This is a genomic window from Bradyrhizobium sp. 215_C5_N1_1 (genome assembly GCF_052075935.1).
Taxonomy (GTDB): domain Bacteria; phylum Pseudomonadota; class Alphaproteobacteria; order Rhizobiales; family Xanthobacteraceae; genus Bradyrhizobium; species Bradyrhizobium barranii.
Genome location: NZ_CP197228.1, coordinates 7,937,501 through 7,963,211 on the forward strand (window position 1 = coordinate 7,937,501; position 25,711 = coordinate 7,963,211).

Below are 25,711 nucleotides of genomic sequence, written 5' to 3' on the forward strand. Positions count from 1 at the left end.
TCCATCCGGACTAGTAAGTGCGAAGTGATGTTTCGCGGACGATTTAGATGCACGATCAGTCGATGATCAAACCATCTGGTGGAGCCAGACGGGATCGAACCGACGACCTCATGCTTGCAAAGCACGCGCTCTCCCAGCTGAGCTATGGCCCCGTAACCAGAAGACGAATGCTCACTCGATGAGTGTGGTGGGCCTGGGAAGACTTGAACTTCCGACCTCACGCTTATCAAGCGCGCGCTCTAACCAACTGAGCTACAAGCCCCTAACGCATATCCAGTCAAGGACCAGGGATTCTGCAAGCCTGCAGCCCCAGCGCGTGTTCGTCCGCGAAGAAAGAGAAACGAAGACGGCGAAATCCCGCCAATGCAGCTCAACAATCCTGACGATCGTTGGCCACTGATGTTTCTAAAACGGTTCGATAGAAGCAAGCTTCTGAAGAACCATCCTTAGAAAGGAGGTGATCCAGCCGCAGGTTCCCCTACGGCTACCTTGTTACGACTTCACCCCAGTCGCTGACCCTACCGTGGCCGGCTGCCTCCATTGCTGGTTAGCGCACCGTCTTCAGGTAAAACCAACTCCCATGGTGTGACGGGCGGTGTGTACAAGGCCCGGGAACGTATTCACCGTGGCGTGCTGATCCACGATTACTAGCGATTCCAACTTCATGGGCTCGAGTTGCAGAGCCCAATCCGAACTGAGACGGCTTTTTGAGATTTGCGAAGGGTCGCCCCTTAGCATCCCATTGTCACCGCCATTGTAGCACGTGTGTAGCCCAGCCCGTAAGGGCCATGAGGACTTGACGTCATCCCCACCTTCCTCGCGGCTTATCACCGGCAGTCTCCTTAGAGTGCTCAACTAAATGGTAGCAACTAAGGACGGGGGTTGCGCTCGTTGCGGGACTTAACCCAACATCTCACGACACGAGCTGACGACAGCCATGCAGCACCTGTGTTCCAGGCTCCGAAGAGAAGGTCACATCTCTGCGACCGGTCCTGGACATGTCAAGGGCTGGTAAGGTTCTGCGCGTTGCGTCGAATTAAACCACATGCTCCACCGCTTGTGCGGGCCCCCGTCAATTCCTTTGAGTTTTAATCTTGCGACCGTACTCCCCAGGCGGAATGCTTAAAGCGTTAGCTGCGCCACTAGTGAGTAAACCCACTAACGGCTGGCATTCATCGTTTACGGCGTGGACTACCAGGGTATCTAATCCTGTTTGCTCCCCACGCTTTCGTGCCTCAGCGTCAGTATCGGGCCAGTGAGCCGCCTTCGCCACTGGTGTTCTTGCGAATATCTACGAATTTCACCTCTACACTCGCAGTTCCACTCACCTCTCCCGAACTCAAGATCTTCAGTATCAAAGGCAGTTCTGGAGTTGAGCTCCAGGATTTCACCCCTGACTTAAAGACCCGCCTACGCACCCTTTACGCCCAGTGATTCCGAGCAACGCTAGCCCCCTTCGTATTACCGCGGCTGCTGGCACGAAGTTAGCCGGGGCTTATTCTTGCGGTACCGTCATTATCTTCCCGCACAAAAGAGCTTTACAACCCTAGGGCCTTCATCACTCACGCGGCATGGCTGGATCAGGGTTGCCCCCATTGTCCAATATTCCCCACTGCTGCCTCCCGTAGGAGTTTGGGCCGTGTCTCAGTCCCAATGTGGCTGATCATCCTCTCAGACCAGCTACTGATCGTCGCCTTGGTGAGCCATTACCTCACCAACTAGCTAATCAGACGCGGGCCGATCTTTCGGCGATAAATCTTTCCCCGTAAGGGCTTATCCGGTATTAGCACAAGTTTCCCTGTGTTGTTCCGAACCAAAAGGTACGTTCCCACGCGTTACTCACCCGTCTGCCGCTGACGTATTGCTACGCCCGCTCGACTTGCATGTGTTAAGCCTGCCGCCAGCGTTCGCTCTGAGCCAGGATCAAACTCTCAAGTTGGACTTGAACTTTGAACCGGCTGATCACAACGTTTGACGAGGTCCCACCATTATTTCGACAACCGAAGTCGCCGAGCTGCCCGCGATTCACATCGCTGGCAGCGATGGTGTTTCCTTTAAAACGTGTACCGCCGAAGTCTTTCGTCCCCTCTCAGAACTCAAAAGCCGAAGCTCTTCAGTGTCCGAGAGGCGCAAGGACTCCGCCGTCCACGTTTCTCTTTCTTCATCTTCACTTGTCAAACAGCCCGGGACCACGAGGCCCCAACCTTCCAGAGTGGAAGGGTTCCGACACCCTTACCGACGATGAATGAACTCCAATCGACTTACGTCGACTGTTGTGTCACTCAACAAGGTGAGGAGCATCAGTGGCGCGTTCGCTCGCCTCGGTCAGTGACCCGGCGGCGCCGCGCTCAGTGGTCGGGTTATAGGCCCCCCCGCCCGGGATTGTCAACGCCCATTGTCAACAAATCGTCGCACGGTGGATCATCGAAAAAAAATCCCGCGATTCCAGTCAATTAGAAGGGCCGCCAATGGCCGGATCAAAGCTGCACCGCAAAAAATCTCGAAAAAAGTTTGCCCGCCGGCCGGCTCCGGAGGGGGCTTTGGACGCCTCTCCAGGCACCCTCCCCCTGCGTCCTTCCAGACGCCCCCGGGGCCGGACAGGCGGAGGCCCATCCAGGCCGGACCGAGCCCTCGTCCATGGCAGACGAGCCCCATCCAAGGCTGGACCGAGCTCCACCCCAGGCCAAACCTAGTCCCCCGGACCCGGCCAGACGGGCTTCTTGCGCCCGGCCGTTCAGGAAACTTTTTCCATATTAGGCGCCGTACTAGAGCCACAATCCCGCGGCGTTCTGGTACAGACAAGCTTGAATCGCGGGATGCCAGTGGGGGCTGCCGGCGATTTTCATGGGGTCAGAGGAAGGCATCTTGCAGATGACGCGGCCTTCCTTCGACATTCGAGAGACATCGAGAGACCTTTACCCGTCCAGCTGTTCGTAATTTCGGCCGGCCCCATCGAGGGCCTTCTGAGCGCGGGCGCCTGTGCGGCTTGCCTTTTCCGGCGATCCCCCTTCAAGAGGGCGGCCAGGAAGGGTTCGAAAGCAGGCATCTTGGGTCGTTGATTGGGGGACTTGGTTTGAACCACAGGACGTCGCGCGGCGCTTACGGGCGTGAGACCGGGATCATCGATCTCGGCCACGAGCCGCCGCTGTCCGTCGATGGTTCCGAGGCCGCCGTCATCGATCGCCGCCGCGTTTCCGTGCAATGGTTCAGCGGGACAATTCTGACCGGACTCTGCGGCGCAGCCCTGATCGGCGGCGCCGTTTTCGCTTCTCTCGACGGTGAGATGACCTTCGCCAAGGTGCCTGAGCGCGTCGAAGGCGCGCTGCGCGGCGCATTCGGCGCGGCCGATCGCGCCGCCACGCTGCACAAGAGCGACCGCCTGCCGCCGCCGAACGAATCCACGGCCTCGCGCAACATCGTGCGCGTCTCCACCGTCGCCCGCGTCGGCAACCGCGACGTGATGCGAGTGCGCCCGTTCGTCCGGATCGCCGGCAATCTGTCGATGACGACGAGCGATCTGTCGGCGAAAATCCCGCCGTTCAACGCCCAGCGCCTGCTCACCGATGTCGGCTCCGATCCGAAGACCGCGGCGGAAGATCCGAACAATCCCGAAGCCGTCGAGCCCGATGCCGAAGTCTCCTTCGTCACCAAGGACCTGTCGCCGGTGCTGCCGAAGGCCAAGATTTCCGCCGTGGTGGCGCTCGACGACATCCTGATGCGGGTGCGCGACGCCGCCAACTGGCGCGGCAATGGCGGGGTGCGCTACGCCTCGCTCGCCAATGCCACCGCCGACGTCTCCGGCGCGACCGGCCCCTCCGACATGAAGATGGCCTACGCCACCGAAGCGTCGGCGTCCGATCCCTATGCCGGCTTCGAGACGCGCGTGGTGCCGGAAAACGTCACGCTGCTGCCGAAGACCAAGGAGCAGATCACCGGCGGCAATCCCAACGGCGAACGCGTCCACGTGGTCAAGAAGGGCGACAGCGTCGGCTCCGTCCTGCGCGATCTCGGCGCGACGGCCGAGGAGATCAAGGCGATCACCGCGACGCTCGGTCCGCGCGGCCGCGACGGCGGCCTGAAGGAAGGCGAAAAGCTCCGCATCCTGATGGCGCCCGCAAGCCCCGGCGCCCGCCTCCAACCCTATCGCGTCGTGGTTGCAAACGACACCATGGTCGAGGCGATCGCGGCGCTGTCCGATCTCGGCAAATACGTCGCGGTCGACGTCTCCAGCATGAACACCGTCGCCGATGCCGCGGCCAGCGCCAACAGCGACGACGATGACGACGATGACGGCACCGGCGTGCGGCTCTACCAGAGCATCTACGAGACCGCGATGCGCAACAAAGTCCCGATGCCGGTCATCGAGGACATGATCAAGATCTACTCCTACGACGTCGATTTCCAGCGCAAGGTCGCGCCGGGCGATTCATTCGACGTGTTCTACGCCGGCGAAGAAGAGGGCACGACGTCGAACGAAAAGAACGACGTGCTGTTCGCCTCCCTCACGGTCGGCGGCGAGACCAAGAAATACTACCGCTACCAGAGCCCCGACGACGGCGTCGTCGACTACTATGACGAGACCGGCAAGAGCGCGAAAAAATTCCTGGTCAGGAAGCCCGTCAACAACGCGATCATGCGCTCCGGCTTCGGCGGCCGCCGCCATCCGATCCTGGGCTATGTGAAGATGCACACCGGCGTTGACTGGGCCACCTCCTACGGCACGCCGATCTTCGCTTCCGGCAACGGCGTGCTCGAGAAGGTCGGCCCCGAAGGCGGCTACGGCAAATATATCCGCATCAAGCACTCCAACGGCTACGAGACCGCCTACGGCCACATGTCGGCCTTCGCCAAGGGCATGGAGATCGGCAAGAAGGTGCGGCAGGGTCAGGTGATCGGCTTCGTCGGTTCGACCGGCCAGTCGACCGGCCCTCACGTCCACTACGAAATCCTGGTCAACGGCCGCTTCGTCGATCCGCTGCGCGTGAAACTGCCGCGCGGCCGTTCGCTGGAAGGCACGGTGCTCGCGGGCTTCGAGAAGGAACGCGACCGGCTCGACGCCATGATGAGCGGCCGCAACGGCGCCATCGCCCGCATTTCGGACGCAACCGGCGGCCCGTTGCAGGTCACCAACCGCTGATCCCTAACCGGCCGAAATCGACCGGACATCTCTGGAAAACATGATCTGGATGCGACGTCGTTTCACGGCGTTACAACGTCAAGTTTCGTTTGCCAAAGCGGCATCAAGGCATCGCGCGCGGGAGCGACGGCAGGCTGATCGTGGCGGAAGTGGGCGCCAGGCGACTAATCGAGATCGCGCCGGACAGCGGCAAGGTCACCGAGATCGCTGCCAATCTTCCGATCGGGCTGATGGGCGCACCCGGGGGCCTGCCCAGCAACATCCCGACTGGCGTCGCCATCGGCGCCTCCGGCGTCATCTACTTCTCCTCCGATATCGAGAACGCGATCTACAAGGTCACCAGGAAGTAGCGCGGAGGAAACCAGCCCGGTGGAACCGGCACACGCGTTTCCCGGTTAAATGCTGACGGAAGCCGACCAACAGGAGGATCCCCATGCGGCGCCTCTCACGCGACGATGTCGTCAAGACCGTGGATCGAGCCGACGAAGTCACCATCGCCCAGATCATCGGAACCGGCGCGACGGTCGAGGAACTCGCCGAAGCCCAGGCCTGGCTCGCCAATGACGAGCCGATGATCAATGATTTGCGCCCGCTGGCGCACGGACGCGTGCGCGAGCTTGTCGACATCCTGTCGGAGCTCGATGAGGACAGCGACGAGCAAGGTCCAGCCGAACCCGGCTCAACATCCGCGGTCAACTAGAGCGAACCTCGTCAAAGCAATTCGCCCCGGAGAGTTGGCCTCTCCGGGGCGATTTTTCGTTTTGCAGTGAGCGCGACGATCAGTTCAATTTCCGCTTCGACACCGGCGCCTCGAACTGGGCGATCTCCGCGGTCTGCGGCGCGTTGCCGTTGAAGGTCAGCACGTTGCCTGCGGCGGAGATCGCGACCGTGTCGCCGTCCCTGATATCGCCAGCCAGAATCATTTCGGCGAGCGGATCCTGCACGTAGCGCTGGACCACCCGCTTCAGCGGCCTTGCGCCGTAGGCGGGATCCCAGCCTTTGGCAGCGAGCCAGTCGCGGCCGGCGGCATCGAGCGTCAGCACGATCTTGCGATCGGTCAGGAGCTTTTGCAGCCGGGCGAACTGGATCTCGACGATCCGGCCCATCTCGCTCCTCTGCAGGCGGTGGAACAGGATGATCTCGTCGACACGGTTCAGGAACTCGGGCCGGAAATGCCCACGCACCATTCCCATCACCTGTTCACGCACCGCTGAGGTGTCTTCGCCCTCCGGTTGATTCACCAAATACTCCGAACCGAGGTTCGAGGTCATGATGATCAGCGTGTTGCGGAAATCGACGGTGCGACCCTGGCCATCGGTCAGGCGGCCGTCGTCGAGCACCTGCAACAGGACGTTGAAGACGTCAGGATGCGCCTTCTCGATCTCGTCGAACAGCACCACCTGATAGGGCCGGCGCCGCACCGCTTCGGTGAGCGCGCCGCCCTCGTCATAGCCGACATAGCCGGGAGGCGCACCGATCAGCCGCGAGACCGAGTGCTTCTCCATGTACTCGGACATGTCGAGGCGGACCATCGCGGTCTCGTCGTTGAACAGGTACTCCGCCAGCGCCTTGGTCAGCTCGGTCTTGCCGACGCCGGTCGGCCCCAGGAACATGAACGAGCCGGTCGGCCGGTTCGGGTCCTGCAGGCCCGCACGCGAGCGGCGCACGGCGGTCGCGACCGCACGCACGGCCTCGGCCTGGCCGACGACGCGCTTGCCGAGCTGCTCCTCCATCTTCAGGAGCTTCTCCTTCTCGCCCTCCAGCATCTTGTCGACGGGCACGCCGGTCCAGCGCGACACCACCTGCGCGATGTGGTTGGCGGTGACCGCCTCCTCCATCATATCGCCGGAGCCCTCACGCGCCTCGATGTCCGCGAGCTGCTTCTCGAGCTGCGGGATCCGGCCATAGGCCAGCTCGCCGGCCTTCTGGAATTCGCCGCGTCGCTGTGCGTCGGCGAGATCGACACGCAGCGCGTCCAGCTCTGACTTCAGCTTCTGGGCGTTGGAGAGCTTGTTCTTCTCCGCGCTCCAGCGCGACGTCAGGGCCGCGGATTTCTCTTCGAGTTCGATGAGCTCCTTCTGAAGCCCCTCGAGACGGGTCTTGGAGCCGAGATCGCTCTCCTTCTTGAGAGCTTCCTGCTCGATCTTGAGCCGGATGATCTCGCGGTCGAGCGAATCCAGCTCTTCCGGCTTGGAATCGACCTGCATCTTCAGCCGCGCGGCCGCCTCGTCCATGAGGTCGATCGCCTTGTCCGGCAGGAAGCGGTCGGTGATGTAGCGGTTGGACAGCGTCGTCGCCGCCACGAGCGCGGAATCGGTGATCCGCACGCCATGGTGCTGCTCGTACTTATCTTTCAACCCGCGGAGGATCGAGATGGTGTCCTCGACGGAGGGCTCGCTGACGAAGATCGGCTGGAAGCGCCGCGCCAGCGCCGCATCCTTTTCGACGTGCTTGCGGTACTCGTCGAGCGTGGTGGCGCCGATGCAGTGCAGCTCGCCGCGCGCGAGCGCGGGCTTGAGCAGGTTGGATGCGTCCATCGCGCCGTCACCCTTGCCGGCGCCGATCAGCGTATGCATCTCGTCGATGAACAGGATGAAATTGCCCTCGCTCGCGGTGACTTCCTGGAGCACGGCCTTCAGCCGCTCCTCGAACTCGCCGCGGTACTTCGCACCCGCAATCAGCGCGCCGAGATCGAGCGAGAGCAGCTTCTTGTCCTGGAGGGTCTCGGGCACGTCGCCGTTGACGATGCGCAGCGCGAGGCCCTCGGCGATGGCGGTCTTGCCGACGCCGGGCTCACCGATCAGCACGGGATTGTTCTTGGTCCGGCGCGACAGCACCTGGATGGTGCGGCGGATCTCCTCGTCGCGGCCGATGACCGGGTCGAGCTTGCCGTCGCGCGCAGCCTGGGTCAGGTCGCGGGCATATTTCTTCAGCGCGTCATAGGCGTTCTCGGCGGTCGCGGAGTCCGCCGTGCGGCCCTTGCGCAGCGCCTCGATCGCAGCATTGAGATTTTGCGGGGTGACGCCGCCCTTGGCCAGGATCGTGCCGGCCTCGCTGGTCTTTTCCAGCGCAAGGCCGAGCAGCAGCCGCTCGACGGTGACAAAGCTGTCGCCGGCCTTCTCGCCGGCCTTTTCGGCGGCGTCGAAAGTGCGGGCGAGCTCGGGCGCCAGATAGATCTGGCCGGCGCCGCCGCCGGAGACCTTCGGCACCTTGTTGAGGGCGTCCTCGGTCGCCTTCAGGATGGCGCGGGAATTGCCGCCGGCGCGGTCGATCAGCCCGGCAGCGAGGCCCTCATTGTCGTCCAGCAGAACCTTCAGGACGTGCAGGGTCGAAAACTGCTGATGCCCCTCGCGTACCGCAAGCGATTGCGCGGACTGAACGAAGCCCCTGGAGCGTTCGGTGTACTTGTCGATGTTCATGTCTTTTCTTTCCCTCGGCCTGCCCCTGGAGCCCTCTAAGGCACTCCAAACGGCATCTTCATTGGGTTTCCGCTGGACGCGTTGACGTTCCTCAACCGGCAGCGGTCGTTATCAGCCGGCGCTGGCGCCGGCCTGACCCAGATGTGGGAAGCTTGGCCTCGGATCGGAAGAGGCGCGTTCACAATTTCGTGCACGGGTCCGCCTGCTTGGCGCCAGCAGGTCGAATCCCTTAAGTAGCGACATGACAGCCAGCCAGACCGCCGAAATCACCGGCCTTTACCGTTACCCGATCAAAGGCCTGACGCCGGAATCCCTGCCCCGGGTCCCCCTGCGGACCGGCCAGACCCTGCCCGCCGACCGCCGCTACGCCATCGAGAACGGACCGAGCGGCTTCGATCCGGAGGCGCCGGCCTGGAAGCCGAAAATCCAGTTCCTGATGTTGGCACGCAATGAGCGGCTGGCGTCCCTCGACAGCCGGTTCGAGGACGCGACCAACCGCCTGACCATCCGCAAGGACGGCCAGATCGTCGCCAGCGGGAACCTCGAGACCACTGCCGGGCGCGCCGCCATCGAGGATTATTTCACGGAGAATTTTCAGCCGGAGCTGAAGGGCCCGCCAAAAGTTCTGTCCGGCCGCGACCACAGCTTTTCCGACGTCGCCCGCAAGGTCGTGTCGATCATCAACCTCGGCAGTGTCCGGGCGATCGAGACCATGCTCGGCGGCGCCGCAGTCAATCCGCTGCGCTTCCGCGCCAATCTCTACGTGAAGGGCTGGCCGGCCTGGTCCGAGCTCGAGCTCGTCGGCGAGACGCTGGCGATCGGCGAGGCCCGGCTCAAGGTGGTCAAGCGCATCGTCCGCTGCCCGGCGGTCAACGTCGATCCCAAGACCGCGCAGCGCGATCTCGAGATACCGCCGACGCTGTCGCGCAATCTCGGCCACATGGATTGCGGCATCTATGCCGAGGTCATCGCCGATGGCGAGATCGGCGTCGGTGACGCGATCGCGGTGGAAGCGCCGAAGCTGGTGTGAGCCGTCCGCCGCTGCCGTAGTGTGGGCAAAGCGAAAGCGTGCCCACCACTCCGGTCCATCTAACTCCGTTGCACCGCCGGTGGGCACGACGCTTGCGCGCCTTTGCCCACCCTACGGCTCCGTCGTCAGTTCGGCATCACATACGCATAGATCCGGCCGCGCGAGACCGGCGCCTCGCGAACACGATTGCCGTTGTTGCCGGAAATCATGATCGGATTGCCCTGCGCGTCCACGCCGGTGATGATGCCGACATGGCCGCCCCGGCGACCGCGCGACATGACCGCGATGGCGCCGACCTGCGGACCGGAGACACGCGTGCCGTAGCGCGCGAACGAGCTCGCCATGTCGGAGCCGGTGCCCTGATGGCCGGTGTGCTGCAGCACCATGTTCATGAAGCGCGCGCACCACAGGCTGCCGCGCCCGGTCGGATTGCCGCCGATATAGCGACGCGCCTCGGACACGAGGCCGGATCCGCCGCCGAAGCCGCCACCGCTATTGGCCATTCCAGGATTGGTCATTCCGTTGTTGGCCATGCCGCCGACATTGGCGTTCGGATTGTAGCTCGCCTGGGTGTCGGCGAAGCCGCTCGCCTGCAACTGCGCCGCGCCGCGCTCGAAGCGCGAGCTGCGGGCATGGTGGCGATAATGACGGTAATGATGATGTCTGGCGTGATGCACGTAAGCGTGCCGCTCTGCGCTATGACGATGATGCGGCCGCGCTGAGGCCGGAGAAACGAACGCGGCAACCGCCGCGAAGAAAATCGCCAGCGCGACAACACAACGCGACAGGCGAGACGCAAACAACTCCAACATACTTCATCCTTCTTGACACCCCACTTCCCCAATCGGCCCGTGCGATGGCCGGCATCCGTCTGGCCGTTAAGCCGCCGGATGTGGCGAGAAAAAGACGCCACGCCCGCGAATAGCTGCGATGATTTTGTGCCGGTGCTGGCTTGAGGCTGCCGCATTGCGGACAACAACGTTAACTGCAATTCTCCAAAGGCGGCTTGAAGAGAGGGAAACAGTTAATGCCCCACGCCACGACCAGAGACGACGTCCGCATCTATTTCGAAGAAGCGGGTCAGGGAACGCCGATTATTTTTCTGCATGAGTTCGCGGCCGACTACACCAATTGGGAGCCGCAGATGCGCTACTTCTCGCGCAGCCATCGCTGCATCACCTATTCCGCGCGCGGCTACACGCCGTCGGACGTGCCTGATGGCGAGGTCTACACCTACAAGCATTTCTACACCGACGCGCTCGCGGTACTCGATCATCTCAAGATCGAGCGCGCGCATCTCGTCGGCCTGTCGATGGGCGCCTATTCGTCACTCCAGATCGGGTTGAACGCGCCGCAGCGCGCGCTGTCGATGACGCTGGCCGGCGTGGGCTCAGGATCGGAGATCGAGAATCTCGACAACTGGCGCAAGCAGTGCCGCGCCAACGCCGAGCAGTTCGAGACGCTCGGCTCCGCCGAGGTCGCAAAGGTCACGCGCGAGGCGCCGAGCCGGATTCCCTTCCTGGTCAAGGATCCGCGCGGCCATGCCGATTTCTACGCCGCACTGGCGCGCCACGATGCCAAGGGCTCCGCGAACACGATGCGCGGCTTCCAGGGCGGCAGGCCATCGATCTTTGCGATGACCGACGCGATCAGAGGCGTAGCGACACCGGCGCTGATCATCTGCGGCGACGAAGACGATCCCTGCGTCGGAGCAAGCCTGTTCCTGAAGAAGCACCTGCCCGCGGCGGGCCTCGCGATGTTTCCGAAATCCGGCCACGTGCTCAATCTCGAAGAGCCCGCGCTGTTCAACGAGAGCGTGGAGCGGTTCGTGACGCTGGTGGAAGCCGGGCGCTGGCCGGTGCGCGATCCGCGGTCGCTGGCGGCGCATTAGACTGCCAGCCGCTGTCATTCCGGGATGCGCCGACAGGCGCAGGCCCGGAATGACGGCAGCTACTTCCCCTGCCCGCGCGTGAGCAAGAACACACCCTGCTCGCCGAACATGTTCCACACCCACCACGGCAACCGCAGCCGCAATGGACGGCCGTAGAGATCCAGCGCCTCGGCGCGCTCCATCTTGACGTCGATCGCGTCGCAGAGCTCGACGAAATCCTTGATGGTGCAGAAATGGATGTTGGCGGTGTCGTACCAGGTCGCCGGCAGATTCTCGGTGCGCGGCATGTGGCCGCCGACCAGGAGCTGGAGCCGCATCTTCCAGAAGCCGAAATTCGGGAACGACACGATGGCGCGGCGGCCGATGCGCAGCAGATTCTCCAGCACGACCCGCGGCTGCCGCGTCGCCTGCAGCGTCTGCGACAGGATGACGTAATCGAAGGCGTCGTCGGGATAATTGACGAGATCGGTGTCGGCATCGCCCTGCACCACCGCGAGGCCCTTGGCGACGCAGCGATTGACGCCCTCGCGCGACAGCTCGATGCCGCGCCCGTCGATGCCGCGGGTCTCCAGAAGCTGGAGCAAATCGCCCTCGCCGCAGCCGACGTCGAGCACTTTCGAGCCGGGCTTGACCATCTCGGCGACCAGCAGATGATCGGCGCGAAACTGGCCTGACTGCTCCGTCGCAACGCCGCCCAGCGGCAGCACTTCCTGCACAGACATCGCTAGCCGTCCTTGTCAGTCAATCCTGCCGGTGAGCCCGCGCGCCTTCCCTGCCGATTGCAGGAAAGCACGGGCGATATCGAAGAATTCTGGCACGTCGAGCAGGAAGGCGTCATGGCCGCGATCGGTCTCGATCTCGGCGAACGACACCCGCGCGCTCGACGCGTTCAGCGCATGCACCAGTGCGCGCGATTCCGCGGTCGGGAACAGCCAGTCGCTGGTGAAGGAGACCACGCAGAAGCGCGTCTCGATGCCCGCGAACGCCTTCGCCAGCACGCCGCCATGGTCGCCGGCGATGTCGAAATAGTCCATCGCACGGGTCAGATAGAGATAGGAGTTGGCGTCGAACCGCTCGACGAAGGACGAGCCCTGGTAGCGCAGATAGCTCTCGACCTGGAAGTCGGCGTCGAACGAGAACGTCGGCAGCTCGCGGTCCTGCATGCGGCGGCCGAACTTGCGATGCAGCGCGGCGTCGGAGAGATAAGTGATGTGCGCGGCCATCCGTGCCACCGCAAGTCCGCGATGCGGATGGATGCCCTGATCCGTGTAGCGGCCGTTGTGCCAGTCGGGATCGGCCATCACGGCCTGGCGGCCGAGCTCGTGGAAGGCGATGTTCTGCGCCGAGTGCCGTGTCGAACAGGCAATCGCCAGCGCGGAGTACACGCGCTTGGGATAGGCCGCGGTCCATTGCAGCACCTGCATGCCGCCCATCGAGCCGCCGACCACCGCGAACAACGTGTCGATGCCGAGCCGGTCGATCAGCATCGCCTGCGCGCGCACCATGTCGGGAATGGTGATGACGGGGAAATCCAGGCCCCACACCTTGCCGGTCGCGGGATTGATCGAGGCCGGCCCGGTCGAGCCCATGCAGCCGCCGATCACGTTGGCGCAAATGATGAAGTAGTGCTGAGGATCAAGAGGTCGGCCGGGACCGACCAGCGTCTCCCACCAACCCGACTTGCCGGTGACGGGATGCACGTTGGCGACATGCTGATCGCCGGTCAGCGCATGGCAGATCAGCACCGCGTTGGAGCGATCAGCGTTGAGCTCGCCATAGGTCTGGTAGGCGATCTGGAACGGGGTGAGATCGATGCCGCAATCGAGCCGCAGCGGCTGCTCGGCGCCGAACTGCGCGACCTGCGAATTCGGATGATCCGCCTCATGCGACCGGTCGTCGGCACTGATCGCGGGACTCGGCACAGACTTGACGCCACCCATCTCTGACATCGCCCTCGTTTGCGATCAGACGTTCGATCGCAGTGACATCAGGCCATGAAAAACCCGGCCTGAACGATAGGTTCGGCCGGGATCGAAAGGGTCCCCGGCCTGTTTAGCGAGTTTTTTAACGTGGCTGCAAGCCGGCCGGCTCAAATGACCACGGAACAGGCAAAACCTACTGTCTTGGGCGGTTTTCGTCAAGTCGCGGTCCGGATTAGCCAAATTCGTCTCTGTCACATCAGCCCAAAAGGACGTCATTTCTCTTTGCTTTCGCCGCCCCGACTGCCTAATCAGGATATCGATCGCAGCGGATCCGAACCTACCAGCTTGCCTGGCCGATCCGCATTGGAACGCCTCTCAACAGTCCAGTCAGATATGTCCCACCGTCCGCCCGCGCCACCATCGCTCCAGGAATTGCGCAAGGAGATCGACGCGATCGACGAGGGCATGCATCGTCTCCTGATGCAGCGCGGCGACATCATCGACCGCCTGATCCAGGTAAAGCAGACCCAGGAGGTCGGCTCGGCGTTCCGCCCGGCGCGCGAGGCCGCCATGATGCGTGACATCGTCCAGCGTCATCGCGGCATCCTGCCGCTCGACACGGTCGAGAGCATCTGGCGCGTCATCATCTCGACGTTCACTTACGTCCAAGCGCCGTTCTCCGTGCATGCCGACATCTCGGTGAGCGAGCCGGCGATGCGCGATTCCGTGCGCTTCCATTTCGGCTTCACGGTGCCTTACGTCGCGCATTTCAGCGCGCAGGCCGCGGTCGAAGCGGTGGCGAAGTCCAAGGGCGATCTGGCGCTGGTCTCGGCGACCTCGAGCCGCACGCCATGGTGGCTGGAGCTGGAAGCGGACGGCGCACCGAAGATCATCGCGCGGATGCCCTTCGTCGAGCGCGCCGACCATCCGGCCGCGCTGCCGGTGTTCGCGATCTCCCGCGTCGCCGACAGCGCCGTGGTGACGGAGGTCGAGACCTTCAGCGTGCGCGTGTCCGGGTGGAACGCCGAGGTCGCGCGGGCGCTGTCGCCGCTCGCCGAGATCGTGGCAGTGCCCGATACCGCCTTCGACGGCGCAGCGCTGCTGGTCTCGGTCACGAGCGCGACCAGCATCGACAAGATCAAGGCTGCCCTGATCGAAGCGGGGGCCTCGGTGCGCTCCACGGCCCTCGTCGGCAGCCACGCAACGCGCTATACGGTGCCCTCGACCGGGTCGAAATCGTAGATCGCGAACCGCCTAAAGCTACTTCCGGAGTTGAAGATGTCCCGCCCCGTGCCGAATCCCCGCATTCTCGATATTGCGCCCTACACGCCCGGCAAGAGCCCGGTGGCTGAGCCGGGCCGCAAGGTGTTCAAGCTCTCGGCCAACGAGACGCCGTTCGGGCCCTCGCCCAAGGCGATCGAGGCGTTCAGGAACGTGGCGGCGCATCTGGAAGACTATCCGGAAGGAACCTCGCGCGTGCTGCGCGAAGCGATCGGGCGCTCTTTCGGGCTCGACCCCAACCGCATCATCTGCGGCGCCGGCTCGGACGAGATCCTCAATCTGCTCGCCCACACCTATCTCAGCCACGGCGACGAGGCGATCTCGACCACGCACGGCTTCCTGGTCTACCCGATCGCGACCATGGCGGTCGGCGCCAAGAACGTGGTCGCGCAGGAGACCAACCTCACCTGCAATGTCGACGCCATCCTCAAGGCGGTGACGCCGAAGACAAAGCTGGTCTGGCTCGCCAATCCCAACAATCCGACCGGCACCTATGTGCCGTTCGACGAGGTCAAGCGGCTGCGCGCCGGCCTGCCGTCGCACGTGCTGCTGGTGCTCGATGCCGCCTATTCCGATTACGTCTCGCGCAACGACTACGAGATGGGGATCGAGCTCGTCGCCACCACCGAGAACACCGTGGTGACGCACACCTTCTCCAAGATCCACGGCCTCGCCGCGCTGCGCGTCGGCTGGATGTTCGGTCCGGAGCACATCATCGACGCGGTCAACCGCATCCGCGGTCCCTTCAACGTGTCGACACCGGCGATGTATGCCGCGGTCGCAGCGATCGAGGACACTGCGCACCAGGCGATGTCGAAGCAGTTCACCGAGACCTGGCGCAACTGGCTCTCCGAGGAGATCGGCAAGCTCGGACTGAAGGTGACGCCCGGCGTCGCCAATTTCGTGCTGATCCACTTCCCGGAAAATGGCAAGACCGCGGACGAGGCCGACGCGTATCTTACCAAGCGCGGGCTGGTGTTGCGCGCGCTGAAGAACTACCGCCTGCCGCATTCGCTGCGCATGACCATCGGCACCGAGGAGGCCAACCGCCTCGTCGTCGAGGGCCTGCGCGACTTCATGGCCGGCAAATGAGCACCACACCGCACTTCCAGCGCGTTGCGCTGATCGGCTTCGGCCTGATCGGCGGCTCGATCGCGCGCGCTGCGAAGCTCCAGGGCTTGGCCTCCGAGATCGTCACCACCGCGCGCTCGGAGAAGACGCGCGCGCGGGTGCTGGAGCTCGGCATCGTCGACCAGGTCGTGGCGACCAATGCGGAAGCGGTGAAGGATGCCGATCTCGTCATCCTCTGCATTCCCGTCGGCGCCTGCGGGCCGGTGGCGCAGGAGATCGCTGCGCATCTCAAGCCGGGCGCGATCGTCTCCGACGTCGGCTCGGTCAAGGGCGCGATCGTCAGGGACATGGCGCCGCATCTGCCGAAGACCATTCATTTCGTGCCCGCGCATCCCGTCGCCGGCACCGAGCATTCGGGTCCCGATTCCGGTTTCGCCGAGCTCTTCATCAACCGCTGGTGCATCCTGACGCCGCCGGAAGGCGTCGATGCGGCGGCCACCGATCGTCTGCGCGCGTTCTGGGCGGCGATGGGCGCCAAGGTCGAGATCATGACGCCGGATCATCATGATCTCGTGCTCGCGATCACCAGCCACCTGCCGCATCTGATCGCCTACACCATCGTCGGCACCGCCGACGAGCTGGCGCAGGTGACGGAGTCCGAGGTCATCAAGTTCTCGGCCGGCGGCTTCCGCGACTTCACCCGCATCGCAGCGTCCGACCCGACGATGTGGCGCGACGTCTTCCTCGCCAACAAGGAAGCCGTGCTGGAGATGCTCGGCACCTTCACCGAGGATCTCGCCAAGCTCACCCGCGCGATCCGGCGCGGCGACGGCGAGGCGCTGTTCGACCACTTCACGCGCACGCGCGCCATCCGCCGCGGCATCGTCGAGATCGGCCAGGATTCGGCAGCGCCGGATTTCGGCCGGCCGCATGCGCAGCTCGGCAAGAAGCCGTAGCACCCCTCTCGCCTTCGTCATTGCGAGGAGCGTAGCGACGAAGCAATCCAGACTGTTTCCGAAGAGGAAGAGAAAGTCTGGATTGCTTCGCTTCGCTCGCAATGACGGGGATCAATACAGCGGCGGGATCTGCCCGACCTTGACCGGGCCGAGCAGCACGGCACCGTCGACGAACTTCAGCGGGAAGCTCCTCGCCTTCTTGCCTTCAAGCGTGCTCTCGGTGCCGATCGAATTGATGCCGGCCGCAACGCCGGCATTGGCGTTCTGCTTGATGACCTTGCCGAGGCCGGGAACGGCGCGGTCGAGGGCGCCGAACAGATTGTTGAGGTCCTGCGACTTCACGCCCGGCGCAACGCGGTCGAGGGTTGCCTGCGGCACCCCCTCCTCCAGCATCTTCTCGATGCCGAGCGCCGGGATCACGCGCTCGAGGCCGGTCACGGTCATCTGCAATTCGCCGTCGAGTCGGCCATTGGCCGAGAGGCCGAGCGTGCCGGCCGCAACCGCGATCATCTCGCCCTGCTGGACGCGCGACTGCACGATCTCGATGTGACCGCCGGCGGCCTGGATCTCGCGGAAGCGTTGCGGCCACGGCTTTGGGGTGAGGTCGGAGAGGCCCGTGATCTTCGCACGCGTATCCGCCTCGAACGGCTCGGCGAGCAAGGGATGAACGCCCTGGATGCTGCCCTGCGCGACGTGCAGCACGGTCTCGATCACAGGATGATCCGACCGCGACCCGTCTGCGAGGCGACCGTGCAGCTCGACCTGCTTGGCGCTCGCGAGCGGCACCTGCACGCTGCCGTCGAGACGATTGATGACGGGATCGTCGAACACGATGGAGGCGCGATCCGGCACCGCCGGCAGGCCGAACACGCTGCTGCGGCCCTTGCTCCAATTCACCACGAAGGTGTTTTGCGTGACGCCGTCGGTGAGCGTCGCCGGCGCGGAGAATTCGGCGATGACGCGCTTGGGATCGTAGACCTGGGCGACGACCAGGATGTTGTCGAGCTTCGCCGTGAACGGCGTCTTGCTGGCGTTCTGCGACACCAGGGCGACGCTGGCGCCGGAGCACTGGACCTCGAAGCGGAACGGGAAGCCGGCGATCGAGCGCTTGGCGCAATCATAGATGCGGCCGGACTTGGCCTCCTGCGCCCGCCAGGCGTCTGCGGCGATTTCGGCCTGCGAGGCCGCATAGAACCAGAAACAGCTCCACGCGACGGCGAGGATCAGGAGGATAATGGGGGCGATGAAAAGGCCCCAACGGGGGCGGCGGCCTGTGGCAACGGTCATATCTGACATGCGGCGACCCTTTGACCCCAGATTTTGTCAAATGTAAGCGGGGTTCGGCCGCGCCGAAAGGCCGAGAATTCGCTTCGCTTGGGGGCGTCGTTCTGGTAGCCGTGCCCGAAATGTCGGAAATCACCCTCCCCTCCGTCACCACAGCCAAGGGCGACCTCTGGGTGTTCGGCTATGGCTCGCTCATGTGGCGGCCGGGCTTCGAATTCAGGGAACGCGTCCCGGCGCGGCTGGTCGGCGAGCACCGCGCGCTGTGCGTCTATTCCTTCGTGCATCGCGGCACGCCGGAGCAGCCGGGCCTGGTGCTCGGGCTCGACCGCGGCGGCGCCTGCCGCGGCATTGCTTTTCGCGTCGCCGAGAAGGACCGCGCCGACGTCGTCGCCTATCTGCGGGCGCGCGAGCAGGTCACCTCCGTCTATCGCGAGGTGATGCGCTCGGTGTGGCTTGAGAACGATGCGCGACAGCGCGTCTCCGCGCTCGCCTATGTCGTCGATCGCGGCCACGTCCAGTATGCCGGCCGGCTGTCGCTCGCCGACCAGCATCGCCATGTCGTCCAGGGTCATGGCCAGTCCGGCGCCAACCGCGACTACGTGACGGCAACGGTGAAGGCGATCGAGGCCGAAGGTTTTCGCGACACGCAATTGCATCAGCTCGCGACCATGCTGCACGGTGATGCGCATTCGCTGCACGCGCCGGCTCCCGCAGAAGATCGAGAGAACCGCTAGCTCTGCGACGGCGCGTAGCTCGGCGACGAGCCGATCAACTGCTCCTGCTCTTTCCGGCCCGCTTCGACGAGGCGGCCGGTCGCGTCTTCGATGGCGGTTTGCACGCGCGAGAGAAACTCGTCTTTCGGAAGGCCTGATGGCAGCGGATCGAGGAACTCGACCACCAGCGTGCCGGGATAGCGCATGAAGGTGCGGCGCGGCCAGAACAGGCCGGAATTGAGCGCGATCGGCAGGCACCGCACGCCGCAGGACGAATAGATCTGCGCAAAGCCGGTCTTGTAATCGGGCGCGGCGCCGGGCGCCCGGCGTGTGCCTTCCGGAAAGATCACGAGCTGCCCGCCTGCGCGCACCGCGTCGCGCGCCCGCCGCGTCATGTCCAGCAGCGCCTTCACGCCGGCCTTGCGGTCGATCGCGATCATTCCGGTCTTGACCAGGAACTGGCCGAAGACCGGGATCTGCATGAGCTGACGCTTGAGGATGAAGATCGGACGGTTGAAGAAGCCCGGCAGCACGAACGTCTCCCAGAACGACTGATGCTTCGCCGCGATCACCAGTGGCCCTGCCGGAATCTTCTCCAGCCCACGGAATTCGACCTTGATGTTGCAGATCACGCGCATCAGGAACAGCGTCGCCTTCGCCCACCATTGCGCGATCGTCAGCATGGCGCGCGGCGGCAATGCGAAGGTCGGCAGCGCCACGATCGCGAGGCATACGAGCACGGCGTAGAACAGCACGTTGAACAGGAGCGAGCGCAGGAAAATCAAAAACATCGATGGTCCGATCAATTGGCCTGTGCCGTGGCGGGCCGCTTCGGCGCCACGCCAGCAGGCTGCTCCGACATCTCGGGGGAAAGGTCAATCCCGAAATCCTCCAGCCGCACCCTCAGCTCGGCGGCGATGTACTTGACGTATTCGGACAAGAGCAGCCGCAAGGTGGAGGCCGAGGTCCACCACGGCTCCTCACGCCATTTTTCGCCGACCACCGCGAACGGGATCAGCGTGGTCTCGGGCATCGCATGCGAGAACTCCACCAGCGCGCGCGGCATGTGATAGTTCGAGGTGACGACGATCAGCGATCTGAAGCCGCGCCCCTCGGCCCAGCGCCGCGCTTCCGCCGCGTTGCCGCGGGTCGAGACCGCAGTGCGGTCGAGATCGACACAGCAATGCATGAAGGACTGGTTCTCCGGCAGCGTCCGGGAAATGTCGCTCGCCGTCGAGGTCGGGTGCACGCCGGAGATCAGGAGCCGCTTGCCGTAGCCGGCCGCCAGGAGCTCCATCGCATCCGACACCCGCGAGGAGCCGCCGGTCAGGACCACGATGCCGTCCGCCTTGCGGTCCGGCGCGATCTCGGCGCCGCGCAATTGCGCCAGGAAGGCGATGAAGCCCGCCGCCGCGCCGACGAAGACGAACGCGATCGTCGATACCAATGCCGCGCGCAGCCAGCCGCGCGGCAATTTCGGCGATCGATCGTCGGTCGGCAAGGTCATATGATGTCGGTGATCCCTTCCCCGGATGATTTTAGGACGTTTTGAGGCGAAGTGGAGTCCGGTTTATCGGGCTCAATCGACATCATTCAGCGTCGCGAACAGCGTCTGGCGCGAAGCAACCGCGGTGATGGCGCCGATCAGCACCGCCTGCACCGCGAGCACGATGTAGCCCGACGGCCGCAGCGAAAAGGTGCCGAGCAGAGCTGCGAACTGGTCGCCGACGGGGGTCCCGGAAAACCAGCCGGCGATCGACTCGGAGAAGCCGAACACCAGCATGGCGGCGCCGCCGCCGATCACGCCACCCTCCAGGCCCAGCCTGAGGAAGTGACGCAGGAAGCGGTTGGCGATGTAACGGTCGCCGGCACCGACGAAATGCAGGACCTCGACGATCGGTTGGTTCGCCGCCATGGCGCCGCGGGTCGCGAACGAGACCGAGATGATGGTCGCGATGATGACGAGGGCGAGGATACCGATGCCGGCGAGCACGGTGGCGTTGGTCATCGAGCGCATCCGCTCGATCCAGGCGCGGTGATCGTCGACGCTGGCGCTTGGGGCGGCCTGGGTCACGCGCGCGCGCAAGGCGCCGAGATCGAGCGGCGTGCCGGGCTGCACGCGCGCGATGATCATCCGCGGCACCGGCAAATCGTCCATCGACAGGCCGGTGCCGAGCCAGGGCTCGAGCAGCTTGCCGCTCTCGTCCTTGGTGAACGGCTTGACCTCGATGATGCCGGCCTGCGCGCGGATGGCCTCCGTCACTGCCGCCGTGTCGCGATCGAGATCGCGGCCGGTCTGCGGGCGGACCTGGATGGTGATTTCGCTTGCAACGTCCGACTGCCATTCCGCGGCGGAGGCACTGACGAGCAGCACCGTGCCCGTGGTCATCGAGGCGAGGAAGGTCATGATGGCGACGACGGCAACCAGCGCGCGGCCGTGGATCGAGGCGCGCGGCACGATCGGCGACATGTTGCGCGCCTTGGGCGGAAGCTGCGGACGCTCCTGTCCGAGATCTACCAGCACGCCGCGGTCGTCGGGCCTACTCATAGACGTGCAGCCGCCCCTGGTGCAGCACGAAGCGTCGCGCCTCGTACTGGTCCATCAGGCCGATGTCGTGGGTGGCGATGATGACGGCGGTGCCTGATTTGTTGAGCTCGATGAACAGCCTCAGCAGCCGGCGGCCGAGCGTCGGATCGACGCTGCCGGTCGGCTCGTCGGCGAGCAGGAGTTGCGGCCGCGAGATCACGGCGCGCGCGATCGCCGCGCGCTGCTTCTCGCCGCCGGACAGGATCGGCGGCAGCGCGTCCATGCGGTCACCGAGGCCGACCCAGCGCAACAGGTCGATCACCTCCTTGCGATAGCTCGACTCGCTGCGGCCCATGACGCGGAACGGCAAGGCGACGTTCTCATAGGTCGTCATGTGGTCGAGCAGGCGGAAGTCCTGGAGCACGATTCCGATGCGCTTGCGCAAATCCGCGATCTCGTCCTTGCCGAGCTGCGAGATGTCGTGGCCGAACAGGTTGACGAGGCCGCGCGTCGGCCGGTGCGACAGGAACAGCAAACGCAGCAGCGAGGTCTTGCCGGCGCCGGACGGGCCGGTGAGAAACTGGAAGGAATGCGCCGGAATCTCGAAACTGAGGTCGCGCAGAATCTCCGGCCCCAGTCCGTAACGCAATCCGACATTTTCGAACCGAACCAAGCTCAGCTCCGTTCGAGAGGGGGCGCGGGCCGCGCTGCTGCGCTCCGCCACACGCGATCAACGGGTTTTGCGACCGTTATGGTTTCCGGTTCGTTAACGGTCGCTCTGTAGCATCTGGGATGCCCGGTTCTCCGCGACCGAAGCATCGTCAAGACCAGTCCGTGCATCAAGGCTCGTGTCCATGCATATCGTCTGCCCCCATTGTACGACATCCTACGCCATCAAGCCCGCGAGCCTGGGGGCGAACGGACGAACGGTCCGCTGCTCCCGCTGCAAGGAGACCTGGGTCGCCTATGCCGAGGATGCCATCGAGGAGGCGTCCGTCCCGGCCATGGCGGCCGCCAGCCAGGCCGACGACCAGTCCGACCTCGCCGATCAGTGGAACTCCTACGCCAGGGACGACGGCGCCGCTGACACGCCTGTCGTCGACAGCCCCTCGATCGCCAGCGACTGGCCGGCCGAGGACGCCCAGGCGACCGAGGACGAATGGTCAGCGGCGGCCCGCGCCGCCGAGGATGACGTCGTCGGCGCGCAGCACCAGTCTTGGTTCCGCAGCCTGTTCAGCCGCCGCGGGGCGCGGGTGAGGCGTCAGGCCCCCACCGAGGCTCCGCGAAAATCCCATTTCGGTCTGCCGACCGCCTGCGCCGCCATGGGCGCGCTGGTGCTGGCGCTGGTCATCTGGCGCGGCGACATGGTCCGACTGCTGCCGCAGACGGCGGCGTTCTACAAGATGGTCGGACTCGAAGTTAATTTGCGCGGGCTGGCGTTCAAGGACGTCAAGCTCTCCAGCGAGACCGTGGACGGTAAGCAGGTGCTGGTGATCGAGGGCGTGATCGTGGGTCAAAGCAAGAAGCCGCTCGATATCCCGCGGCTGCGCTTTGCGGTGCGCGACGCGCAGGGAGCGGAAATCTACGCCTGGAACACCGTGCTGGAGCAGACCGTGCTGCAGCCGGGTGAGCGCGCCTTCTTCCGCTCGCGCCTGGCCTCGCCGCCGCCGGAGGGTCGCAATATCGACGTTCGCTTCTTCAACCGGCGCGACATTGCCGGCGGCAGCGTATAATCGATTTTGCATATCCCGCACGGGAGGCTGGTCCCAAGATTGGTCTCAAGGTTGGTCTCATGCCGAAAATCCTGATCGCCGACGACGAGGACTCGATGCGCCAGCTGGTTGCGCGCGCTATCGCCATGGACGGCCACGAGACCGTCACCGCGCAGGACGGCGCCGAGGCGCTGGAAATCCTGACCCGCGAGAACGGCGCGTTCGATCTCCTGCTCACCGACATCCAGATGCCGGTGATGGACGGCATCGCGCTGGCGCTCTCCGCCGCGCGCGATTTCCCCGACCTGACCATTTTGCTGATGACCGGCTTTGCCGACCAGCGCGAGCGCGCCTCGAATTTGAATGCGCTGGTGCATGACGTCGTGACCAAGCCGTTCTCGGTGGCCGACATCCGTACGGCGGTCGCGGACGCGCTGGCAGCGAAGAAGGCGTAGCGGCACGGCGTATTCCGCTGTCATGCCCCGGCCTTGACCGGGGCATCCAGTACGCCGCGGCCTCTCATTCAATCACAACCGTTTCTGGAATACTGGATCGCCCGCCTGCTGTTTAGCCCGGACAGATCACTGACGGGTGTTCGGAGACATAGCTGACACATCAACATTGGCTGGATTGGTCCGATTCGGGAGGCCGTCCATGCCTTGGAGCGAGGTGTCAGTGATGGATCAGCGCCACGAGTTTGTGCGGCTGGCTTTGCAGGAGGGCGCCAACCGGCGCGAACTGTGCCGTCGGTTCAACATCAGTCCTGACGTCGGCTACAAGTGGCTGGCGCGCTGGCAGGCCGGCGATCGGGAGCTGGCCGACTGTTCCCGGCGCCCGCATGCGATGCCCAAGCGGAGTGAGGCTGCGGTCGAGGCAGAAGTCCTGGCTGTACGCGACAAGCATCCGGCTTGGGGAGCACGGAAGATTGCCCATTGCCTGAAGCGGGGCGGGCAGACGGTGCCTGTGCCATCAACGGTGCACCAGATCCTGTGTCGGAACGACCGGATCAAACCGAGTGAGAATGCGCCGCCCAATCCGGGCCACCGGTTCGAGAAGGAAGCTCCCAACCTGCTGTGGCAGATGGACTTCAAGGGTCACCTGCCGCTCGCCAATGGGACGCGGTGCCATCCGCTAACGATCGTCGACGATCACTCGCGCTACGTGCTGTGCCTGAAGGCATGTGCCGACGAGCAGCGCCTCACCGTGCAGAATCACCTGTCGACGACGTTCCGCTGCTATGGCCTGCCGGAGGCCTTCTACACCGACAATGGCTCACCCTGGGGCGATACGTCCGGCATTCGTTGGACCGGACTGAAGGTGTGGCTGCTCAAGCTTGGCGTCAGGGTGGTGCACGCAAGGCCATGCCACCCACAGGCCCGCGGCAAGAACGAACGCTTCCATCGCACCCTGAAGGCCGAGGTGTTTGCAATGCGCCGCTTCCGAACTCTCCCGGAAGTCCAGCGCGCCTTCGACGCCTGGCGGCCGGTCTACAATCTGGAGCGGCCTCACCAAGGCCTCGATATGCAGGTCCCTGCCGATCGCTTCCGGCCAAGTGCTCGCCCCATGCCGGCCCGCGTTCCGAACGTCGAATACGACAGCGGCGAGATCGTGCGCAGGGTCTCATCGACAAGACCCTACATCTCCTTCAAGGGACACTTCTGGAAAGTTCCCCAGGCCTTCGCCCGCGAACGCCTTGCCATCCGGCCGCTGGATCGTGACGGCCACTACGGAATCTTCTTCGCCAGCTGGCAGGTCGCATCGATCGACTTGACCAATGGCCAACCTGTCAGTGATGTGTCCGAACAGGTGTCAGCCATGTCTCCGGGCTAAACACTGCGCGGGCGATGACACCGAGTGTGACGTCAAAAATCCTTCAGCAGACGCTCGAGGTAATCGAGCTCGATCTGCGGACGCGCGGGATCGCTCAGGCGGCGGCGGAGCTCTTCGAGGATGCGGCGCGCGCGCTGGGCATCGATCTCGCCGGGAATCTTGACCGTGTAGTCGTCGCTGTATTCCTTGCCGCGCAGTGGCCGGCCCAGCGGGTCGGTCCGTTCGCCGCCGCTCTGCTGGCGGCCGACAGCCTGACCGGGGCCGTCACCGTCGCCCGGATCCTGGCCTTCGCCGTTCTGCTGCCCGCCGAGCGCGTCGGCGAGATCCTGCATGCCCTTGCGCAGGGCGTCGATGGCCTTGCCCTGCGATGCCGTCGCACCGTCGGCATCGCCCTCGCCGATCTGATTGCCGGCATCTCCCATGGCGTTCTCGGCGGCGTCGAAGCCGTCATCGCCATCCTGGTCGCCGTCCTGACCCTGACCTTGGCCCTGCTGACCTTGTTGGCCCTGCTGCCCCGGCTGTTTCTGCCCGCGCTGGCCTTTCTGGCCATCCTGCTGCAAGCCCATCTCGGCGAGCTTCTTCTTGAGGGCCTCCAGCCGCTTCTTCAATTGCTCCTGCCGGCCCTGCGTATCCTGCGACCCTTCGCGCGACGCCGAGGGATCGTTCGGATCGGGATAGAGATACTTCTCCATGTCCCGGATCGCCCGGGACTGCTGGCCAATGCTCTCGTCCGAGTTCTTGTCCTTCAGGTTGTCGGCGGATTGCTTCATCGACCGCTCGGCGCTGTCGAGCAGTGCATCCAGACTCTTTTGGTCGGCGCGCGACGACTGGGCGAGGCCAATCGAAGCCGTGGAACAGGACAGCATAAGCACGAGACAAGCCGTGGCGAGCCTTCCGCGCGCGACCTTGCCGTTCTGCCAGATTGAGGTGTGTTTCAT

At 64.4% G+C, this 25,711-nt stretch carries 21 protein-coding genes, 2 tRNA genes, 1 rRNA gene, 1 pseudogene and 1 riboswitch; of the genes and pseudogenes, 12 read left to right on the forward strand and 13 right to left on the reverse strand.

The genetic code is table 11. The annotated features are described in order from the left end of the window. Window positions 1–76: 76 nt before the first annotated feature. The 3 genes from AB7G19_RS38010 to AB7G19_RS38020 form a co-directional block, all read right to left on the reverse strand. A tRNA-Ala gene (locus AB7G19_RS38010) sits at window positions 77–152 on the reverse strand. A gap of 33 nt (window positions 153–185) precedes the next feature. Then, window positions 186–262: transfer RNA gene (locus AB7G19_RS38015), tRNA-Ile, on the reverse strand. A gap of 188 nt (window positions 263–450) precedes the next feature. Next, window positions 451–1,939 (reverse strand): 16S ribosomal RNA (locus AB7G19_RS38020). Window positions 1,940–3,073: 1,134 nt separating this feature from the next. Between AB7G19_RS38020 and AB7G19_RS38025 the strand changes: the two genes are divergently transcribed. From AB7G19_RS38025 to AB7G19_RS38035, 3 genes and pseudogenes are all read left to right on the forward strand, one after another. Beyond that, a complete protein-coding gene (locus tag AB7G19_RS38025) occupies window positions 3,074–5,137 on the forward strand; it encodes a M23 family metallopeptidase (protein WP_085401948.1) in 2,064 nt (687 codons plus the stop codon). Between the two features lie 95 nt (window positions 5,138–5,232). After that, a pseudogene (locus tag AB7G19_RS38030) lies at window positions 5,233–5,487 on the forward strand (hypothetical protein); the annotation flags it as partial. Between the two features lie 83 nt (window positions 5,488–5,570). Then, window positions 5,571–5,837, forward strand: a complete 267-nt coding sequence (locus AB7G19_RS38035; protein ID WP_071909352.1) for a hypothetical protein — start codon at window positions 5,571–5,573, stop codon at window positions 5,835–5,837. Window positions 5,838–5,916: 79 nt separating this feature from the next. Here the strand turns inward: AB7G19_RS38035 and clpB are convergent, their stop codons facing one another. Further along, window positions 5,917–8,556: an ATP-dependent chaperone ClpB gene (gene clpB, locus AB7G19_RS38040; protein WP_085401946.1), complete on the reverse strand. Its 2,640-nt coding sequence runs from the start codon at window positions 8,554–8,556 to the stop codon at window positions 5,917–5,919. 241 nt (window positions 8,557–8,797) lie between these two features. Here clpB and AB7G19_RS38045 point away from each other — a divergent pair, with 241 nt between their 5' ends. Further along, complete coding sequence (locus AB7G19_RS38045; protein WP_085401945.1) at window positions 8,798–9,586, forward strand: MOSC domain-containing protein; 789 nt, start codon at window positions 8,798–8,800, stop codon at window positions 9,584–9,586. Window positions 9,587–9,711: 125 nt separating this feature from the next. On the opposite strand, the gene AB7G19_RS38050 is transcribed toward AB7G19_RS38045, so the two are convergent. Next, window positions 9,712–10,398: an NlpC/P60 family protein gene (locus tag AB7G19_RS38050; RefSeq protein WP_063985774.1), complete on the reverse strand. Its 687-nt coding sequence runs from the start codon at window positions 10,396–10,398 to the stop codon at window positions 9,712–9,714. A gap of 215 nt (window positions 10,399–10,613) precedes the next feature. Between AB7G19_RS38050 and AB7G19_RS38055 the strand changes: the two genes are divergently transcribed. Further along, window positions 10,614–11,477, forward strand: a complete 864-nt coding sequence (locus AB7G19_RS38055; protein WP_085401944.1) for an alpha/beta fold hydrolase — start codon at window positions 10,614–10,616, stop codon at window positions 11,475–11,477. 59 nt (window positions 11,478–11,536) lie between these two features. Here AB7G19_RS38055 and metW read toward each other — a convergent pair whose 3' ends face one another. Further along, window positions 11,537–12,199 carry a methionine biosynthesis protein MetW gene (metW, locus tag AB7G19_RS38060; protein WP_014491669.1) on the reverse strand — a complete coding sequence of 221 codons (663 nt, stop codon included), beginning with the start codon at window positions 12,197–12,199 and terminating at the stop codon, window positions 11,537–11,539. 15 nt (window positions 12,200–12,214) lie between these two features. Beyond that, entirely contained in the window at window positions 12,215–13,417 is a 1,203-nt protein-coding gene (metX, locus tag AB7G19_RS38065) for a homoserine O-acetyltransferase MetX (RefSeq protein ID WP_085401943.1), read from the reverse strand. A 91-nt stretch (window positions 13,418–13,508) separates the two neighbouring features. After that, window positions 13,509–13,588, reverse strand: a riboswitch (SAM riboswitch). 204 nt (window positions 13,589–13,792) lie between these two features. On the opposite strand from metX, the gene AB7G19_RS38070 reads away from it, so the two are divergent. Genes AB7G19_RS38070 through AB7G19_RS38080 form a run of 3 tightly spaced genes read left to right on the forward strand, consistent with a single transcriptional unit; the run spans window position 13,793 to window position 16,707 of the window. Further along, window positions 13,793–14,641, forward strand: coding sequence for a chorismate mutase (locus AB7G19_RS38070; protein ID WP_085401942.1), 849 nt, complete (start codon window positions 13,793–13,795; stop codon window positions 14,639–14,641). Between the two features lie 36 nt (window positions 14,642–14,677). Further along, window positions 14,678–15,772, forward strand: a complete 1,095-nt coding sequence (locus AB7G19_RS38075; RefSeq protein ID WP_441268778.1) for a pyridoxal phosphate-dependent aminotransferase — start codon at window positions 14,678–14,680, stop codon at window positions 15,770–15,772. After that, window positions 15,769–16,707: a prephenate/arogenate dehydrogenase family protein gene (locus tag AB7G19_RS38080; RefSeq protein ID WP_014491665.1), complete on the forward strand. Its 939-nt coding sequence runs from the start codon at window positions 15,769–15,771 to the stop codon at window positions 16,705–16,707. The genes AB7G19_RS38075 and AB7G19_RS38080 overlap by 4 nt, the downstream gene beginning before the upstream one ends. A 111-nt stretch (window positions 16,708–16,818) precedes the next feature. Here AB7G19_RS38080 and AB7G19_RS38085 read toward each other — a convergent pair whose 3' ends face one another. Next, the gene (locus tag AB7G19_RS38085) at window positions 16,819–18,003 is read right to left on the reverse strand and encodes a DUF2125 domain-containing protein (protein ID WP_441268779.1); all 1,185 of its coding nucleotides are present in this window, start codon (window positions 18,001–18,003) and stop codon (window positions 16,819–16,821) included. A 110-nt stretch (window positions 18,004–18,113) separates the two neighbouring features. Between AB7G19_RS38085 and AB7G19_RS38090 the strand changes: the two genes are divergently transcribed. After that, a complete protein-coding gene (locus AB7G19_RS38090) occupies window positions 18,114–18,725 on the forward strand; it encodes a gamma-glutamylcyclotransferase (RefSeq protein WP_028147288.1) in 612 nt (203 codons plus the stop codon). Here the strand turns inward: AB7G19_RS38090 and AB7G19_RS38095 are convergent. The 4 genes from AB7G19_RS38095 to ftsE form a co-directional block, all read right to left on the reverse strand. Further along, window positions 18,722–19,495, reverse strand: coding sequence for a lysophospholipid acyltransferase family protein (locus AB7G19_RS38095; protein ID WP_085401940.1), 774 nt, complete (start codon window positions 19,493–19,495; stop codon window positions 18,722–18,724). The genes AB7G19_RS38090 and AB7G19_RS38095 overlap by 4 nt on opposite strands. A gap of 11 nt (window positions 19,496–19,506) precedes the next feature. Then, window positions 19,507–20,211, reverse strand: coding sequence for a YdcF family protein (locus AB7G19_RS38100; RefSeq protein WP_085401939.1), 705 nt, complete (start codon window positions 20,209–20,211; stop codon window positions 19,507–19,509). Between the two features lie 72 nt (window positions 20,212–20,283). Next, entirely contained in the window at window positions 20,284–21,252 is a 969-nt protein-coding gene (locus AB7G19_RS38105) for a cell division protein FtsX (protein ID WP_063985782.1), read from the reverse strand. Beyond that, window positions 21,245–21,904 carry a cell division ATP-binding protein FtsE gene (gene ftsE, locus AB7G19_RS38110; protein WP_014491659.1) on the reverse strand — a complete coding sequence of 220 codons (660 nt, stop codon included), beginning with the start codon at window positions 21,902–21,904 and terminating at the stop codon, window positions 21,245–21,247. The genes AB7G19_RS38105 and ftsE overlap by 8 nt, the downstream gene beginning before the upstream one ends. Window positions 21,905–22,085: 181 nt before the next feature. Here ftsE and AB7G19_RS38115 point away from each other — a divergent pair, with 181 nt between their 5' ends. The 3 genes from AB7G19_RS38115 (at window position 22,086) to AB7G19_RS38125 (ending at window position 24,773) form a co-directional block, all read left to right on the forward strand. Further along, a complete protein-coding gene (locus AB7G19_RS38115; protein ID WP_085401938.1) occupies window positions 22,086–22,964 on the forward strand; it encodes an MJ0042-type zinc finger domain-containing protein in 879 nt (292 codons plus the stop codon). Window positions 22,965–23,023: 59 nt separating this feature from the next. Next, window positions 23,024–23,398 carry a response regulator gene (locus AB7G19_RS38120; protein WP_028147294.1) on the forward strand — a complete coding sequence of 125 codons (375 nt, stop codon included), beginning with the start codon at window positions 23,024–23,026 and terminating at the stop codon, window positions 23,396–23,398. A 199-nt stretch (window positions 23,399–23,597) separates the two neighbouring features. Continuing rightward, the gene (locus AB7G19_RS38125) at window positions 23,598–24,773 is read left to right on the forward strand and encodes an IS481 family transposase (protein WP_085398134.1); all 1,176 of its coding nucleotides are present in this window, start codon (window positions 23,598–23,600) and stop codon (window positions 24,771–24,773) included. 32 nt (window positions 24,774–24,805) lie between these two features. Here AB7G19_RS38125 and AB7G19_RS38130 read toward each other — a convergent pair whose 3' ends face one another. Next, window positions 24,806–25,711 (reverse strand): DUF4175 family protein, encoded by a 906-nt coding sequence (locus AB7G19_RS38130; protein WP_071909343.1) that lies wholly within the window; start codon window positions 25,709–25,711, stop codon window positions 24,806–24,808.

Coding starts and splice junctions, on each gene's coding strand:
- AB7G19_RS38085 (WP_441268779.1), bottom strand. CDS start 18,003: ATGTCAGATATGACCGTTGCCACAGGCCGCCGCCCCCGTTGGGGCCTT.
- AB7G19_RS38050 (WP_063985774.1), bottom strand. CDS start 10,398: ATGTTGGAGTTGTTTGCGTCTCGCCTGTCGCGTTGTGTTGTCGCGCTG.
- AB7G19_RS38090 (WP_028147288.1), top strand. CDS start 18,114: ATGTCGGAAATCACCCTCCCCTCCGTCACCACAGCCAAGGGCGACCTC.
- AB7G19_RS38105 (WP_063985782.1), bottom strand. CDS start 21,252: ATGAGTAGGCCCGACGACCGCGGCGTGCTGGTAGATCTCGGACAGGAG.
- metW (WP_014491669.1), bottom strand. CDS start 12,199: ATGTCTGTGCAGGAAGTGCTGCCGCTGGGCGGCGTTGCGACGGAGCAG.
- AB7G19_RS38045 (WP_085401945.1), top strand. CDS start 8,798: ATGACAGCCAGCCAGACCGCCGAAATCACCGGCCTTTACCGTTACCCG.
- AB7G19_RS38130 (WP_071909343.1), bottom strand. CDS start 25,711: ATGAAACACACCTCAATCTGGCAGAACGGCAAGGTCGCGCGCGGAAGG.
- clpB (WP_085401946.1), bottom strand. CDS start 8,556: ATGAACATCGACAAGTACACCGAACGCTCCAGGGGCTTCGTTCAGTCC.
- AB7G19_RS38055 (WP_085401944.1), top strand. CDS start 10,614: ATGCCCCACGCCACGACCAGAGACGACGTCCGCATCTATTTCGAAGAA.
- AB7G19_RS38120 (WP_028147294.1), top strand. CDS start 23,024: ATGCCGAAAATCCTGATCGCCGACGACGAGGACTCGATGCGCCAGCTG.
- AB7G19_RS38095 (WP_085401940.1), bottom strand. CDS start 19,495: ATGTTTTTGATTTTCCTGCGCTCGCTCCTGTTCAACGTGCTGTTCTAC.
- AB7G19_RS38100 (WP_085401939.1), bottom strand. CDS start 20,211: ATGACCTTGCCGACCGACGATCGATCGCCGAAATTGCCGCGCGGCTGG.
- AB7G19_RS38075 (WP_441268778.1), top strand. CDS start 14,678: ATGTCCCGCCCCGTGCCGAATCCCCGCATTCTCGATATTGCGCCCTAC.
- AB7G19_RS38035 (WP_071909352.1), top strand. CDS start 5,571: ATGCGGCGCCTCTCACGCGACGATGTCGTCAAGACCGTGGATCGAGCC.
- metX (WP_085401943.1), bottom strand. CDS start 13,417: ATGGGTGGCGTCAAGTCTGTGCCGAGTCCCGCGATCAGTGCCGACGAC.
- AB7G19_RS38070 (WP_085401942.1), top strand. CDS start 13,793: ATGTCCCACCGTCCGCCCGCGCCACCATCGCTCCAGGAATTGCGCAAG.
- AB7G19_RS38125 (WP_085398134.1), top strand. CDS start 23,598: ATGCCTTGGAGCGAGGTGTCAGTGATGGATCAGCGCCACGAGTTTGTG.
- AB7G19_RS38080 (WP_014491665.1), top strand. CDS start 15,769: ATGAGCACCACACCGCACTTCCAGCGCGTTGCGCTGATCGGCTTCGGC.
- AB7G19_RS38115 (WP_085401938.1), top strand. CDS start 22,086: ATGCATATCGTCTGCCCCCATTGTACGACATCCTACGCCATCAAGCCC.